The organism is Paenibacillus sp. E222 (assembly GCF_013401555.1).
GTDB lineage: Bacteria > Bacillota > Bacilli > Paenibacillales > Paenibacillaceae > Paenibacillus.
The window spans coordinates 1,186,619-1,202,640 of the sequence record NZ_CP058552.1 but is presented as its reverse complement, the minus strand read 5'-3'; the positions used below and the strand labels follow the sequence as shown (position 1 = coordinate 1,202,640).

Genomic DNA, 16,022 nt, shown 5'->3' with positions numbered 1-16,022 from the left:
ATTCTTTGACCACCCACAGATGGACTTTATTATCATACTACTTTTCAGAGCCGGTATGTTTGTCAGGTGTTATTTTCCGAGGCAGAATTGAGAGAAAATTTGATCAATCAATGCATCATGTGCTGTATCGCCCACAATCTCACCCAGCTGCTCCCATGCCAGACGAACATCAATCTGGATCATATCAATAGGAATCAGCTGCTCTGCCGCTTCATAAGCATCAATAAGTGACTGCTTCGCTTTTTTGAGCAAAGCAATATGACGCACATTGCTGACATACGTCAGGTCGGCCGACTCCAGCTTGCCACTGAAGAACAACGTCGAGATGGCATCTTCTAATCGGTCCACGCCAAAATCATCTTTCACCGACATCGGAACAAGCCGTTCCTCAGGGATGTAACGAAGCAGCACTTCGCGGTCCGCCTGCGGCGCTAAGTCCATTTTATTCATAATAATTATGGATTGTCTACCGCGGATTTGTTCCAATAATTCAATCTCGTCCTCATGCAGTGGCTCGGCAGCATTGATAACCATCAATAATAGATCAGCCTCATTGACAGCAGAGCGCGAACGCTCCACCCCGATTCTTTCCACGACATCCATCGTTTCCCGGATACCTGCCGTATCGAGCAATTTGAGCGGTATATTGTTAATCGTAACAAATTCCTCAATGACGTCACGCGTTGTACCTGGAATGTCCGTTACAATTGCGCGGTTGTCCTGGGCCAACGTATTGAGCAAGGAAGACTTCCCTACGTTTGGCCGGCCTACGATAGCGGTTGTGATGCCTTCACGAAGTATCTTGCCTTGTTCTGCGGTTACCAGCAATTTATCAATTTCAGTCATCACCTGACTAGATTTTTCTTTAATAAATTCAGAGGTTAGTGACTCTACATCATGCTCAGGATAATCGATATTGACTTCGATGTGAGCAAGCGTCTCCACCAGTGTGTATCTTAGCTCGCGCAGCTTGGACGATAATTTGCCCTCCACTTGCTTGAGTGCAACGGAGAAAGCCCGATCGGATTTGGAACGAATGAGATCCATGACCCCTTCCGCCTGGGATAGATCAATCCGCCCATTGAGAAAGGCACGCTTTGTGAACTCGCCGGGTTCAGCGAGGCGAATATCCAGCTGCAACAGCAGATCCATTACACGTTTAACAGACACCACTCCGCCATGGGCGCTAATCTCCACGACATCCTCTGTTGTGAAGGATCGTGGCGCCCGCATCACCGTAACCAATACTTCCTCAATCTTCTCACCAGTCCCCGGATCTACAATATGACCGTAATGAACCGTGTGGGATGCTGCCTGTGTTAGTGGGGTTTTGCTGCGAAAAATCTTCTCCGTCTCCGACACCGCATCCGGGCCGCTCACCCGGATTACAGCGATACCCGCTTCTCCGACTGCTGTTGATATCGCTGTAATCGTATCACTAATCATCGTTATCTCTCCTTGCTCTATTTTAAAATTGCGCCCCTCGGGACGCTATATTAATTTCTATATATAGTTCAGTTGTTTAGTTACACAATGGCTTATTGAAGTCGCTCTATAGTTTTGGAAAAGTACTTCTGTACGAAAAAAGCAATGGCTTCTGCACCGGGCAGGAAGCCATTGCGTCTTCAATTTCGTGTTATTTCGTCGTAATGACCACGCGCCGATTAGGCTCCTCGCCCTTGCTGTATGTCTTAATCTGCGAGTGATTTTGCAATTTCGCATGAATGACTTTGCGTTCGAGTGGCGGCATTGGCTCCAGCACAACTTCTTTGCCGGTGCGAATAGCCTGTCCAGCCAAACGTTCAGCCAGATCCTCCAGCGTCTTGCGTCGACGTTGACGGAAATTCTCTGCATCGAGTACGATGCGAACGAAACTTTCCGAATAACGATTTGCTACAATGTTCGTTAAATATTGAAGGGCATCCAGCGTCTGTCCACGTCTGCCAATAATCATGCCCAGGTCTTCACCGGCAATATTGAAGATATGTCCATCCCGCTGTTTTTTGATATGCACCTCAACATCCAGTCCCATACCTGCTGCCACTTCTTTTAAGAAAGCAGCCGCTTCCTCATAGGGATTTTTAGCAGCCACACCCTCAAGGGTTGCTTCAACCTGAGGTATATGTGCGGCCGGCTTGATCGGCTGTGAAACAGGTTCAGGCACAGGCAGAAGTTTCACTTCCACTTTAGCGGCCTTAACCCCGATCAAACCCAGGAATCCTTTTGACGGCTGCTCTAACACTTGTATCTCGACCTTGTCCCGGCTCACGCCAAGCTCAGCCAATCCTTGGTTTACAGCATCTTCAACGGTTTTTCCTGACGCAATGACTTTGGTCATTTCGATTTTTTGGCCCCTTTCGAACCTTTTCCAGAGACAGTTGCCTTGCCACCGTTTTTGCGTTTAGCTCCATTTCCATTTTTGGAAGAGCTGGTCTGCTTCACGTTGACCTCAGCCACGACTTTATCATTATTCCGGTAAAGGAAATAGTTTTGCACGATCGTGTAGATGTTACTGTAGAACCAGTACAGTGGCAATGCAGCCGGGAACTGATACGACATAACGAAGATCAATATCGGGTACACCCACAGCATGAATTGCATCGGTCCAACCTGCTGTGCAGGGTTCATGCGCATCATCATCCATGTTTGAACGAATGTAGTGATGGCAGCAAGCACTGGCAAAATAAACAGGTGATCCGGCGCTCCGAGTTGAAGCCACAAGAAATCATGTGTTCTCAGACTCGAGTTTCCGTAAATGGAGTTATAAAGTGCGATGTAAATCGGCATCTGAATCAGAAGTGGTAGACAACCCGCCATCGGATTAACTTTGTTCTCCTGAAACAACTTCATTGTTTCTTGCTGTACTTTCTCAGGTGTATCTTTATACTTGGCTTGAATTTCTTTCAACTGCGGCTGAATAGCTTGCATCGCCTTCGAGCTGCGAACCTGCTTCATTGTCAGCGGCAAGATTAACGTCCGTACAATTAACACCATCACAAGGACGGCCAGTCCATATTCACCGTTAAACCAGTTGGCAAATGTGTCTAGCGCCAGTGAGAACCAATAAATAACATTGGCTTGCCAAAAAGAATCACTATTCTTCAGATCTTCCGTAGTAACCCCGGCTCCTTGTGGAGTACATCCGGCGAGTACAGTGACCATTGCAATGACTGCAATGAGGAGAATCCACTTCCCCTTTGATGTCTTCAATCGCGACACTTCATAACCCCTCTCTTAACCATTCCATTCCACCGTAAATCATACCATAATTAGGAGGACAAATAAACCGAAGCTTACCGCTTGCCCGACTTCAAAAGAGAGCCCTTGCGCAACGCATGCAGCAGGCTTTTTTCCATATCCTTATAGGACATGTCCAATGCACCTTTTCTGACGATAAAGATCAGATCCATCTGCGTGACAATCTCGTTCTCATGATGACGTACAATTTCCTTAATCATGCGTCTCATCCGGTTGCGTACGACAGCGTTTCCGATTTTCTTGCTGCAGGATACACCCACTCGGAATTGTTCTGTATCTTTACGACGACAGCCATACACCACAAACTGATGATTGGCAAACGATTTCCCATACCGGTATACGCGGCTAAAGTCCGCCCGGTTTCGTAAACGCAGTCTTTTATACACGGCGCTTCTCCTTGCTGTTTTCCACCAACATTATTGACGAAGGCCTCATTACTGATTTAGTATAGGCTTTCTTGAATAACGATAAACCGTCTTGGCGGCAACTTCATTATATAAGGAACGTTTTCGAAAAAACGGACATCTCATTCATTGAACATAAAGGTGTACTAATGCTTTTGCGCAGCCAATTCAGACCTGACCTATACCAGCATCCAGTCTGAAAAGACCTATTTTAAGAAAAAAAAGACCACCTCGGTGGTCTTCACATGCATTAAGCACTCAGGACTTTACGGCCTTTAAGGCGACGTGCAGCCAGAACTTTACGTCCGTTGCTCGTGCTCATTCTTTTCCGGAAACCATGAACTTTTTTACGTTTGCTAACGTTCGGTTTGAATGTAGGTCTCAATGTATTGCACCTCCTCACAAGGAAATACTTATGTGATGAATCACTTTCATCTTCACAGAAAACACCTTTATACATTTAACCATGAACACCTGGAAAAGTCAACTGCGAGCCTCCTGCCTCCTTTCTCCTTTTAATGCCTATTCCACCCTGCCTGAACGGCCATGGATGCTTACCCCTGTTAACAACCTTTCTAAAGCACCATTTAGAAGTTCCAGAAGTTATCCCCAAGTCCCGATTCATACACCAAAAATCAGCTTTTACGGTTATCCACACCCCTCGAACCCCTTAATTCTATCTTTTAATACCACTTCAAGTTATTCACATGTGGATAAAGAATATTTAACGTTGATATACGGTTTCATTGCCTCTGCTTTCGGTTAATATTCCTACGTTTCTGAAGAACTTTAGTGGGGCATCTATCCATTAGATGAACCATATGTTTTAGCTTTTGAAATGACATACTTTAAATTTAATGTATCCGCTTTATTCTTATGGTTTACAAGTTTTCGAGAAAGGTGTAGGATAAAAAAAACACATCTTGTATACAAGTATACTTATGGAAAGTGCAGCATAGATCCTAACTCATTTATAGGAAGACAATACTTCCTCTAGCTCTTTGAAAATCTATTGAAACCGTATGACGCTCCTAATTTCAGCACATGCATAAGAGCATACTGCCATTTCTTCTCGTTATAAGGATTAGTTTAAAACGATCAATCGGCAAAATAGTTGTGCTATGATCAGTATTGAACTGATTACTTATAATAGGAGCGTAGCCATTATGCTGTTTCCTTCATCCTGGCTTCAGGGAGCTTCCCGTGGGGAAGCCATCGCCTGCGAATTAAGACTGCGGATCATTAGTGGAACCCTTCGTCCTGGCGAAGTTTTGTCAGAAAATCGGATTGCCGCTGATTTTGACAGCAGTCGATCACCTGTACGTGAAGCGTTAAGAACTTTGTCGAATGAAGGCCTCATTCGGCTGGAGCGTATGGGTGTCGTTGTCATTGGATTGAAAATTAAAGATGTCGAGGAATTGTACGATGTGCGTTTCCTGATTGAAAGTTTTGTGCAGCAGCGGCTTGCGGGGGATGTCCCAGAACAATTGATTACCCAGTTAAGCAATGTGATCGACAAAATGGACTTGGCTGGACGTCACCAAGATGCGGTTGAATTCGCATTTCAGGATCTCACTTTTCACGAGACTATTATCGAAGCCGCCCAGCATTCGCGAATTTTACATCTATGGAAAAGCATTCGTTATGTTGTCATGACGGTCATGCTGCTCACCACCCGCAGGGTCTTTATTCAGGGCGAGCAGAAAGTAAGCGCTGTAATTGGTAAACATCGTTTGCTGATTGAGGCGCTTGAATCAGGTGATAAGACACGCATCCAAGCTGGAGTCCGCACGTATTTTCAGGATTCAGGCAAGACGCTGCACGAAAGCTTTGATTCCTAATGCCATGCTGATGAAAATTATATCCACTTCATGGCATAGCTGTGCAGGGGGTCCGCAATCATATCCGTTGTGAATGATTGCCCCCTAACTTGTCGACAAGTATACAAAGTGCGATTTGTTTCAATTTTTTGGGGCATATTAAAGGGGACTTACGTTTCCCGCGCTGCATGAATTGTAAAGTGACTTCCCTACGCCTGATCATGGATCGGTTGTAAGCGTTATATATCATAAAAAAGGAGCATACCTCATGAGCACTCTTTTTGGGTTATCCCACAATGCAACATTATTAGTCTGGACATTAATTGCGATTGTCTTCCTGATCGTGTTGATCTCCAAATATAAATGGAATCCTTTCATTACCCTTTTAATATCTGCGTTAATGCTTGGTTTACTTACAGGCATGAAACCCGCGGATGTCATTTCCTCCATTACGGGAGGACTTGGTGGCACACTTGGAACGATCGCCATCGTTATTGGTTTGGGCACCATGCTAGGTAAAATGATGGCTGAATCCGGCGGAGCCGAGCGTATTGCTACCACACTGGTGGATCGTTTCGGTGTAAAGCGTGTGCACTGGGCGATGATGATTGTTGGTTTTATCGTCGGTATTCCTGTATTTTTTGAAGTCGGCGTTATTTTGCTGATTCCGATCATTTTCACCGTTGCACGTAAAACCAATATGTCGCTGCTGCAGATCGGTATTCCGATTTTGGCCGGTCTCTCTACTGTACATGGTCTGGTTCCACCTCACCCGGCTCCCATGATTGCGATCGAAGCGTTCAGCGCCGATTTGGGTAAAACGATCTTGTACTCCCTTATCGTAGGTATCCCGACTGCTATTATCGCTGGACCTCTGTTCGGTAAATTTATCGGTAAAAGAATACATACCGAACCACCTGCAGAGCTGGCTGAACAATTCGCAACGAAAAAAAGTAACAACTTGCCAGGTTTCGGCATAACCCTGTTTACCATTTTGCTGCCGGTCATTTTGATGCTCATTGGCTCCATCGCCAATATCGTAGATCCTGACGCTACAAGCGGATTTACCGTTTTCTGTGAATTTATCGGCCATGAAATTATAGCCCTGCTGATCTCCGTTGTGTTCGCCCTCTTTTCACTCGGATTCTCACGCGGGTTCAACAAACATGACATCTCCCGCTTCACCAGTGAATGTCTGGCGCCTACGGCGACCATCATTCTCATCATTGGCGGTGGCGGTGCATTCAAACAGGTGTTGATCAATAGTGGTGTAGGTAATGCCATTGCTGAGGTCGCCACACATGCCAATATTAATGTGATCCTGTTCGCCTGGCTTGTAGCCGCACTCATTCGGGTTGCTACCGGTTCAGCAACTGTGGCCATGACGACAGCAGCTGGTATTGTAGCTCCGGTCCTTGCACTAACGCCTGGTGCCAATATTGAACTTGTCGTACTCGCTACTGGTGCAGGTTCACTTGTACTATCTCATGTGAACGACGCAGGCTTCTGGATGATCAAAGAATTCTTCAATATGAGTGTCTCGCAGACGCTGAAGACGTGGACCGTTATGGAAACACTATTATCTGTTGTTGGACTGATCTTTATTTTGCTGCTGAGTACAGTCGTATAAATTGGAATACCTATATAGAAGAAGAAAATAAATTCACACCATTAGAGTTTTAATTTTACGGGTTTTATAGAAAGAAGGTTTATGCAAAATGAACAACTATATGATTGGGATGGATATCGGTACAACCAGTACCAAATCCGTACTCTTTACGGAACAGGGTGAAGTTATAAGCACGTCGACTCAGGAATATCCTTTATACACCCCAGCTCCGGATGTCGCTGAGCAGGATCCGGAACAAATTGTGCAAGCTGCCCTTCGCTCCGTACGCGGCGTGATGGATCAAAGCGGCGTAGCTGCGGAACAAATTATGTTCGTATCCTGCAGCTCTGCCATGCACAGTGTCATTGCGATGGGACAAGATGGTATGCCCCTCACCCGCTGCATCACTTGGGCTGACAACCGGAGTGCTGCCTGGGCCGCCAAACTGCAAGAGAACGGACAAGGCCATCGTATCTATTTGCGAACAGGCACACCGATCCACCCCATGTCGCCACTGACCAAATTAATGTGGCTGCGCCATGACGAACCTGAACTTTTTCAACGTACCGCCAAATTTATCTCTATTAAAGAATATTTGTTCTTCCGTCTGTTCGGTCAATATGTCGTGGATCACTCCATCGCCTCCTGTACCGGTCTGCTCAATCTGGAACAACTGGATTGGGATGCAGAGGCACTTGAGGTTGCAGGCATTACACCTGACCATCTATCGCAGCTCGTCCCGACCACACATATTATAGAGGGAATGGATCGCACATGGGCTGAAAAAATGGCTCTCTCCCCCTCTACTCCCTTCGTCATCGGTGCAAGTGACGGGGTATTGTCCAATCTGGGCGTAAACGCCATTGAACCTGGCGTTGTTGCAGCTACGATCGGCACCAGCGGCGCGATTCGCACCGTCGTTGACCGTCCGGTTACCGATCCAAAAGGTAGAACGTTCTGTTACGCCCTCACCGAGAATCTTTGGGTTATCGGCGGACCTGTGAATAACGGTGGCATGCTGTTCCGCTGGGTACGGGACGAATTCGCTGCCTCGGAAGTCGAAACAGCCAAACGGCTCGGCATCAATTCCTATGATGTACTCACTAAGATTGCGGAACGCGTCAGCCCCGGTTCGGAAGGACTTCTATTCCATCCGTACCTTTCAGGGGAACGCGCCCCTTTATGGAATCCGGACGCCCGGGGTTCCTTCTTTGGTTTGACCCTTCACCACCAGAAAGAGCATATGATTCGTTCCGTTTTGGAAGGGGTTATTTTCAACCTTTATACGGTACTGCTGGCCATGGAAGAACAGATCGGACAACCTACCTCCATTCAGGCAACGGGTGGTTTCGCTCGTTCCCCACTCTGGCGTCAGATGATGTCCGATATATTCAACCAGGAAGTCATTGTGCCCGAGAGCTTCGAAAGTTCCTGTCTGGGGGCCGTCGTGCTCGGTCTTTATGCTACAGGGCGAATTAAGTCGCTTCATGCCGTTTCATCGATGGTTGGTACAACGCACAAGCATACCCCTATCAAAGAACATGCATCGATCTACCAGGAGCTGCTCCCCATCTTTATTCGCATTTCGCGAAAATTGGAAGAAGAATATGCAGATATCGCGGAATTCCAACGTAAATTTTCCGCTCATAACGAGTAAATCATGCTTTTATAACCACCAAAAAGAGGTTGTTCTCTTAGACCACCATTCCGGTCTTAAAGAACAACCTCTTTTTTGGCATAACCAATTTGCTGCAATGGAATCACATCCATCTCCACTGTTTGCGCGCTATTCAGCCTACCTCTTTTAGGAATAAATGCTACGTTCAGTTCATATAAATCAGTAAACGCTCCTTCCGTTCAACGGCCCTCTCCTTGATCTCCGATGTCTTTCATTTTGTCGTGTCCTCAATTCCTCTCTTCGAAAAAGGAAAACGGGCATGAAGAGTCACTCTCCTGTAAATCCCCAAAACGGTAATTTTCAGTTTACGGTTATCCACAGAGAGGTTATTCACAAACAGAGAATACTTTTACACACAATTCAGCATCATTTGACGAATAACCTGTGTATAAAATAATTTAGGTTTTTGGGTCTTCTTGTCGAAAGTTAAACAATTTATAAACAATATATTGTGTTGTGATTAAAAATTATACACAAGTTATTGAATTTGTGGATAAAATCACGTGATACATTGAAATGCCGGGCTTCTTTTGCTATGATTGTATTACTTTTGGATGTGAATATGTGATCTGACCCATAATATTATCAACAGCCTGTGGATAAAGTTGTGAACAATTTTCCGTTGTTCATTCTTTTTTTGTTTTCGACCTGCGGGGGTTTGGGGATAAATTCAACAATATATCTCGTATTTCGACACTGCATCATGGCTTAAGCCACACTTGGAACATGTAAAAGGAGTGACAGTCTGTGGACAGCCATACTTCTGATTTATGGCAGCAAATTTTATCAATCATACAAAACAAGCTCAGCAAACCCAGCTTTGACACTTGGTTCAAAGCAACCAAAGCGACCAAGCTGAATGATCGTTCGATCGTCATATCCGCACCAACCACGTTTGCCGTCGAATGGCTGGAGAGCCGTTACACCAAACTGGTCGGATCGACGGTATATGAGCTGCTTGGCAAACAGGTCGATGTGAAATTTGTCATCGAGGAGAACAAGCCTGCTGAACCGGACCCTCAACTGCCAGCGCCAACGCCTACAGTTGTTCAGGAAGAAGCGGTACTCAGCATGCTGAATCCGAAATATACATTCGATACATTTGTCATTGGGCCGGGCAACCGTTTTGCCCACGCCGCATCGCTGGCGGTCGCTGAAGCGCCCGCCAAAGCATACAATCCTCTGTTTCTCTATGGAGGGGTAGGTCTCGGCAAAACTCACTTGATGCATGCGATTGGACATTACGTTCTGGAGCATGATCCGGGCAGCAAAGTTGTTTATTTGTCATCTGAGAAATTCACGAACGAATTCATTAACTCGATCCGTGATAACCGCGGGGAGAGCTTCCGTAACAAATACCGTAGTGTCGACATTCTGCTCATTGATGATATTCAGTTTTTGGCTGGAAAAGAATCGACGCAAGAGGAATTTTTCCATACGTTTAATGCGCTGCATGAGGAACGGAAACAGATCATCATCTCCAGCGACAGACCGCCGAAGGAAATTCCGACCCTGGAAGAACGGCTTCGTTCCCGTTTTGAATGGGGGTTAATTACGGATATCCAGCCTCCAGATCTGGAGACACGGATTGCTATTTTGCGTAAAAAAGCTCGTGCGGAAAACCTGGATATTCCGAATGAGGCGATGATGTACATCGCCAACCAGATTGATACCAATATTCGTGAACTGGAAGGGGCACTGATTCGGGTTGTTGCCTATTCTTCGCTGACTAATCAAGATGTAACCACTCATCTAGCAGCTGAAGCACTGAAGGATATTATTCCTTCCAGTCGTCCAAAAATGATCACTATTCACGACATCCAACAAAAGGTCGGCGAGTATTACAGCCTTAAGCTTGAAGATTTCAAAGCACGGAAACGGACCAAGGCCGTTGCGTTCCCAAGACAGATTGCTATGTATCTCTCTCGTGAACTTACAGACTTTTCTCTGCCCAAAATCGGTGAAGCATTTGGAGGGCGAGATCATACCACCGTCATCCATGCGCACGAAAAGATCTCCCAGGCGATTAAAGTCGATCAGGATCTCTATAAAGTTATTAACAACTTAACCGAAAAAATTAAGAATCCAACCTGAATAAGTCCCAAGCCTGTGCACAACGTATACACATGTGGATAGGCTTGGGCTTATGGGTTTATACCCACTTATCCACATATTCAGTGCCCCTATTACTATTATTACTATAAAGATCTAAAAGATATCATCTCCAAATAAGCGATTTCGAAGCTTAGCCTTCGGCCTTTGAAAAACACCTTTCAACACCCAAACACCCAAAAAATCAGCTAGGAGTGAAACCATGAAAATCAGCATAATGAAAAACTATTTAAACGATTCCATACAGCAAGTATCCAAAGCGATCTCGAGCCGTACGACGATTCCAATTCTGAGCGGTATCAAATTCGACGTTAATCATCAAGGTGTGACGTTGACAGCAAGCGACACCGATATTTCAATTCAATCCTTCATCCCGCTTGAAGATGGTGATAAAAGTGTTGTTCAGGTAGAACAACCAGGCAGTGTTGTACTGCCAGCCAAGTTTTTTGTCGAGATCATCAAAAAGCTGCCTTCCCAAGAAGTGCATATGGAGGTAAAAGAAAACTTCAACACCTTTATCTCCGCAGGAGCTACCGAAATTCAACTGGTTGGTCTTGATCCGGAAGAATTCCCAGTATTGCCAAGCATCGAAGAAAACCAAACCGTCTCCATTCCAGGAGATTTGCTCAAAAATATGATCAAACAAACCGTATTCTCCATTTCCACACATGAAACTACGCCGATTCTGACAGGTGTACTCTGGAGTTTGGGTGACAATGAACTGAAATTTGTGGCAACTGACCGTCACCGTCTTGCTACTCGTTCAGCAATGCTGGATAATGCAGAAGGTGTGCGATTCAACAATGTCGTGATCTCGGGTAAAACGCTGAACGAACTCAGCAAAATTGTGCCGGATCAAAATACACTTGTGGATATCGTTGTCGCTGATAATCAAGTCCTGTTCAAAATCGACCGTGTTCTGTTCTATTCGCGCATTTTGGACGGAACTTATCCGGATACTTCTAGAATTATTCCGACTTCGTACAAAACAGAACTCGTTTTGGATACAAAAAAATTAAGCGAATCTATCGACCGGGCTTATTTGCTGTCGCGTGAAGAAAAAACAAACATTGTGCGGATGCAAACGATGGAGTCCGGATCAATCGAAATTTCTTCAAGCTCTTCCGAGCTGGGAAAAGTAAGAGAAGAGATCGAACCTGCCGACTTTAACGGCGAACCGCTGAAAATCTCGTTCAACTCCAAATATATGCTGGATGTGTTGAAAGTGGTGGAGAGTGAGCAGCTGATGATCGCTTTTACTGGTGTCATGAGCCCGATCATCCTGAAACCGCTGGACGACAGTCACAGCTTGTACGTCATATTGCCTTACCGGACGACCAACTAACGAGAGGAAGATCATAGTGAACCAAGTAGCGATTCGTACGGAATATATTAAGCTTGATCAATTTTTGAAACTGGCCGATTGCATCCCAACCGGAGGTATGGCCAAAGCACTGCTTCAGGACGGACTTGTACGTGTGAATAAAGAACCTGAGGAACGCCGGGGACGCAAGTTATACCCTGGGGATATCGTTGAGGTGGACGGAGAAGGTTCGTTCGAAGTTGTCGCACAATAAGAAGACCAGTTAGATCCTGCTGCCTCCTGACGGACGGGATAAAAGGGAGGTTACCGCGTGTTTGTAAACAGCATAGATCTGCAGCAATTCCGCAATTATGAACATCTGAGACTGGATTCTTTTGGTCCTGTAAATCTTTTGATTGGGCAAAATGCCCAAGGCAAGACCAACCTCGCAGAAGCCATTTTTGTGCTTGCACTCACCAAGAGCCACCGTACATCCCGCGACAAGGAACTGATCCGTTTCGGTGAAGAACGTGCCAGGCTTGCAGCAGAGGTCGACAAAAAGTACGGATCGGTCAAGCTCGAGCTTTCTTTGTCGCAACAAGGCAAAAAAGCAAAGATTAACGGACTGGAACAGCGCAAGCTGAGTGATTTTGTCGGAGCGCTTAATGTGGTGATGTTTGCACCGGAAGATCTTGAGATTGTCAAAGGCACACCGGGGATACGCCGCCGGTTTCTTGACATGGAGATTGGTCAGGTGGCTCCAGGCTACCTGTATCATCTGCAGCAATATCAAAAAGTGCTCGTCCAGCGTAACAATCTGCTCAAGCAATTATGGGGGCAGAACGCTTCAGCCCAGACCATGCTTGAGGTATGGAATGAGCAACTGGTGGAGCATGGTGTTAAAATCGTCAAAAAAAGGAAACAATTCATAAAGAAACTGCAAAAGTGGGCTGAAACGATTCATCAGGGCATCACCGGAGGTGGAGAAGTCCTGCGCCTGGCCTACCTTCCTTCCTTCAGTGAAGCCGCTGAGGAAGATGAAGCTGTCTTAATGGACCAATTTATGATAAAATTATCACAAATGAAAGAGCAGGAGATTCGCCGAGGCACAACCCTTAGTGGGCCGCATCGGGATGACCTGTCCTTTTTCATTAACGATCGGGAAGTACAAACGTATGGCTCGCAGGGGCAGCAGCGCACAACGGCGTTGTCCCTTAAACTTGCGGAAATTGAACTGATTCATGAAGAAATCGGAGAATATCCGGTCCTGCTGCTGGACGATGTACTGTCTGAACTGGATCCGTTTCGTCAGACGCAGCTGATCGAAACGTTCCAGAGCAAGGTGCAGACCTTTATTACGGCTACCGGCATCGAGAGTCTGAACGTTGACAAACTCAAAGATGCCAGTATTTATCACGTTCATGCCGGACAGGTTGAACGCTAAGGAGTGAGGGCTTATGTACATTCATCTGGGCGGTGAGAAGATTATCCGTTCTTCCGAATTGGTTGCTATTTTTGATATATCGATTGAAAAATCCTCAAAAATCTCCAAGCAGTATGTCACGCATGCCGAGCAGGAAAAAACAGTGGAGCATATTGGTGAAGAGGAAGCCAAGTCCATTGTAGTGACTAAAAACATTGTGTACTACTCGCCTATTTCCTCAGCTACGCTCAAGAAGCGAGCTCACATTTTTCCTGATCTCTAGCCTATCGGCGGTACGAGTTATTGTACCTTTTGCTGCTTGTCTTTATTTAGATTGCTTACTGGAATTAAGGGCATATGTTCATTTCAGCATGCATTCTTAGTTAACGCATATTTACGATATTGAATCTATAGAAGTAGGTGAAAGGCATGTCTATGAATCAACCGTCATATGGTGCAGATGAAATTCAGGTACTTGAAGGGCTGGAAGCCGTACGTAAACGACCGGGGATGTATATTGGTTCCACCAGTGCCAAAGGTCTGCATCATCTCGTTTGGGAAGTAGTGGACAACAGTATTGACGAAGCACTCGCAGGTTATTGTGATCATATCGAAGTTACTATTCATGAAGATAACAGCGTCACTGTAGTCGATAACGGGCGGGGGATCCCTGTCGGCGAACATGCCAAAATGAAACGTCCTGCGCTTGAGGTTGTAATGACTGTTCTGCATGCGGGCGGTAAATTTGGCGGTGGCGGGTACAAAGTATCCGGTGGTCTACATGGGGTAGGTGTATCTGTTGTCAATGCTCTATCAGCGAAAGTTGTTGTTACAGTTAAGGTTGACGGCCATGTGTATCAACAGGAATACCGTCGCGGTGCTCCCCAGTATGATCTGAAAACGATCGGTACCACGGAGGAAACGGGAACAACGGTTACGTTCCATCCGGATCCGGAGATTTTCACGGAAACAACTGTTTATGACTATGAAACTTTGCTGACTCGTATTCGTGAGCTCGCGTTCCTGAACAAGGGAATTGGCATGACCTTAACCGATGAACGTACAGGTGTAACCAACTCTTTCCTGTATGAGGGCGGTATTATCGAGTATGTCTCCTTCCTGAACCAGAAGCGCGAAGCGTTGCACGAAAACCCGATTTATGTGGAGGGATCAAGAGACAACATTCAGGTGGAAGTTGCGTTGCAATACAATGACAGCTACACCGAGAATATTTATTCTTTTGCCAACAACATCAACACACATGAGGGCGGAACGCACGAATCCGGCTTCAAGAGTGCCCTTACCCGGATTATCAATGATTATGCACGTAAAGCGGGCGTAATCAAAGACAGCACAGGCAACCTGTCCGGGGATGATGTACGTGAAGGTCTGACAGCGATCATCTCGGTCAAGATCCCTGATCCGCAATTTGAGGGACAGACCAAGACCAAGCTGGGTAACAGTGAAGTGCGAGGAATTGTCGAATCCCTGTTTGCTGAGAAGCTGCAGGAATTCCTGGAAGAGAATCCTTCCGTATCCCGTCGCATTTTGGAAAAAGGTCTTCAAGCAGCCCGTGCACGTGAAGCAGCTCGTAAAGCTCGTGAACTGACACGTCGTAAAGGTGCACTCGAAGTCAGCTCTTTGCCAGGTAAATTGGCCGACTGTTCATCCAAGGATGCTTCAATCAGCGAATTGTACATCGTCGAAGGTGACTCCGCCGGTGGATCAGCGAAGCAAGGACGAGATCGTCATTTCCAAGCGATTTTGCCACTGCGTGGTAAGATCCTGAACGTGGAAAAAGCACGTCTTGACCGGATTTTGGGTAATGCGGAGATCAGAGCAATCATTACTGCAATGGGTACGGGTATTGGTGATGACTTCGATATTGCCAAAGCTCGTTATCACAAAATCATTCTGATGACGGATGCCGACGTCGATGGCGCCCATATTCGGACATTGCTTCTGACATTCCTCTATCGCTATATGCGCAAAATCATTGAGGCCGGTTATGTATACATTGCCCAACCGCCATTGTTCAAGATTGAGCGCAATAAAGTAATTCGTTATGCGGGCTCCGAGAAGGAACGCGATGAAATTATTGCAACGCTCGGCGAAAATGCGAAGTTCAATGTCCAGCGTTATAAAGGTCTGGGTGAGATGAATGCCGGACAATTGTGGGAAACGACGATGGACCCTGAGAGCCGGACCATGCTTCAAGTATCGATTAACGATGCGATGCTGGCCGATGCCATGTTCGACACCCTGATGGGAGATAATGTTGAACCTCGTCGTGACTTTATTCAGGAAAATGCAAAATACGTGAAAAACCTCGACATCTAACGATATTCGAAGAGGCGCCTGCGAGGGCGCCTCTTTTACATTATGGGGTTATAGCATAGAGATTTTAGATTGGAC

At 46.0% G+C, this 16,022-nt stretch carries 14 protein-coding genes; 9 read left to right on the top strand and 5 right to left on the bottom strand.

Annotated features, from left to right (window positions below):
- Positions 1-69: 69 nt before the first annotated feature.
- The 5 genes from mnmE to rpmH all read right to left on the bottom strand — a co-directional run bounded on the left by mnmE (position 70) and on the right by rpmH (position 4,047).
- Positions 70-1,446, bottom strand: a complete 1,377-nt coding sequence (gene mnmE, locus HW560_RS05420) for a tRNA uridine-5-carboxymethylaminomethyl(34) synthesis GTPase MnmE (RefSeq protein ID WP_179262271.1) — start codon at positions 1,444-1,446, stop codon at positions 70-72.
- Positions 1,447-1,636: 190 nt separating this feature from the next.
- Positions 1,637-2,338: an RNA-binding cell elongation regulator Jag/EloR gene (gene jag, locus HW560_RS05415; RefSeq protein ID WP_090902655.1), complete on the bottom strand. Its 702-nt coding sequence runs from the start codon at positions 2,336-2,338 to the stop codon at positions 1,637-1,639.
- Positions 2,335-3,219: a YidC/Oxa1 family membrane protein insertase gene (locus tag HW560_RS05410; protein WP_090902654.1), complete on the bottom strand. Its 885-nt coding sequence runs from the start codon at positions 3,217-3,219 to the stop codon at positions 2,335-2,337. The genes jag and HW560_RS05410 overlap by 4 nt, the downstream gene beginning before the upstream one ends.
- 74 nt (positions 3,220-3,293) lie before the next feature.
- Positions 3,294-3,644, bottom strand: coding sequence for a ribonuclease P protein component (gene rnpA, locus HW560_RS05405; protein WP_076287174.1), 351 nt, complete (start codon positions 3,642-3,644; stop codon positions 3,294-3,296).
- 268 nt (positions 3,645-3,912) lie between these two features.
- Positions 3,913-4,047, bottom strand: coding sequence for a 50S ribosomal protein L34 (rpmH, locus tag HW560_RS05400; RefSeq protein ID WP_024629517.1), 135 nt, complete (start codon positions 4,045-4,047; stop codon positions 3,913-3,915).
- A 781-nt stretch (positions 4,048-4,828) separates the two neighbouring features.
- Here rpmH and HW560_RS05395 point away from each other — a divergent pair.
- The 9 genes from HW560_RS05395 (at position 4,829) to gyrB (ending at position 15,947) form a co-directional block, all read left to right on the top strand.
- Positions 4,829-5,503: a GntR family transcriptional regulator gene (locus tag HW560_RS05395; RefSeq protein WP_179262269.1), complete on the top strand. Its 675-nt coding sequence runs from the start codon at positions 4,829-4,831 to the stop codon at positions 5,501-5,503.
- Positions 5,504-5,750: 247 nt separating this feature from the next.
- Entirely contained in the window at positions 5,751-7,112 is a 1,362-nt protein-coding gene (locus tag HW560_RS05390) for a GntP family permease (RefSeq protein WP_090902648.1), read from the top strand.
- An 88-nt stretch (positions 7,113-7,200) separates the two neighbouring features.
- Positions 7,201-8,748 carry a gluconokinase gene (gntK, locus tag HW560_RS05385; protein WP_179262267.1) on the top strand — a complete coding sequence of 516 codons (1,548 nt, stop codon included), beginning with the start codon at positions 7,201-7,203 and terminating at the stop codon, positions 8,746-8,748.
- Between the two features lie 768 nt (positions 8,749-9,516).
- Positions 9,517-10,863 (top strand): chromosomal replication initiator protein DnaA, encoded by a 1,347-nt coding sequence (gene dnaA / locus HW560_RS05380; protein ID WP_024629513.1) that lies wholly within the window; start codon positions 9,517-9,519, stop codon positions 10,861-10,863.
- Positions 10,864-11,083: 220 nt separating this feature from the next.
- Complete coding sequence (gene dnaN, locus HW560_RS05375) at positions 11,084-12,226, top strand: DNA polymerase III subunit beta (protein WP_179262265.1); 1,143 nt, start codon at positions 11,084-11,086, stop codon at positions 12,224-12,226.
- Between the two features lie 16 nt (positions 12,227-12,242).
- Positions 12,243-12,458, top strand: coding sequence for a S4 domain-containing protein YaaA (yaaA, locus tag HW560_RS05370; protein ID WP_024629511.1), 216 nt, complete (start codon positions 12,243-12,245; stop codon positions 12,456-12,458).
- Positions 12,459-12,515: 57 nt separating this feature from the next.
- A complete protein-coding gene (gene recF, locus HW560_RS05365) occupies positions 12,516-13,628 on the top strand; it encodes a DNA replication/repair protein RecF (protein ID WP_090902643.1) in 1,113 nt (370 codons plus the stop codon).
- A 13-nt stretch (positions 13,629-13,641) separates the two neighbouring features.
- A complete protein-coding gene (gene remB, locus HW560_RS05360; RefSeq protein WP_017691405.1) occupies positions 13,642-13,890 on the top strand; it encodes an extracellular matrix regulator RemB in 249 nt (82 codons plus the stop codon).
- A gap of 146 nt (positions 13,891-14,036) precedes the next feature.
- Positions 14,037-15,947, top strand: coding sequence for a DNA topoisomerase (ATP-hydrolyzing) subunit B (gyrB, locus tag HW560_RS05355; RefSeq protein WP_090902640.1), 1,911 nt, complete (start codon positions 14,037-14,039; stop codon positions 15,945-15,947).
- The last annotated feature ends 75 nt before the right edge of the window (positions 15,948-16,022 follow it).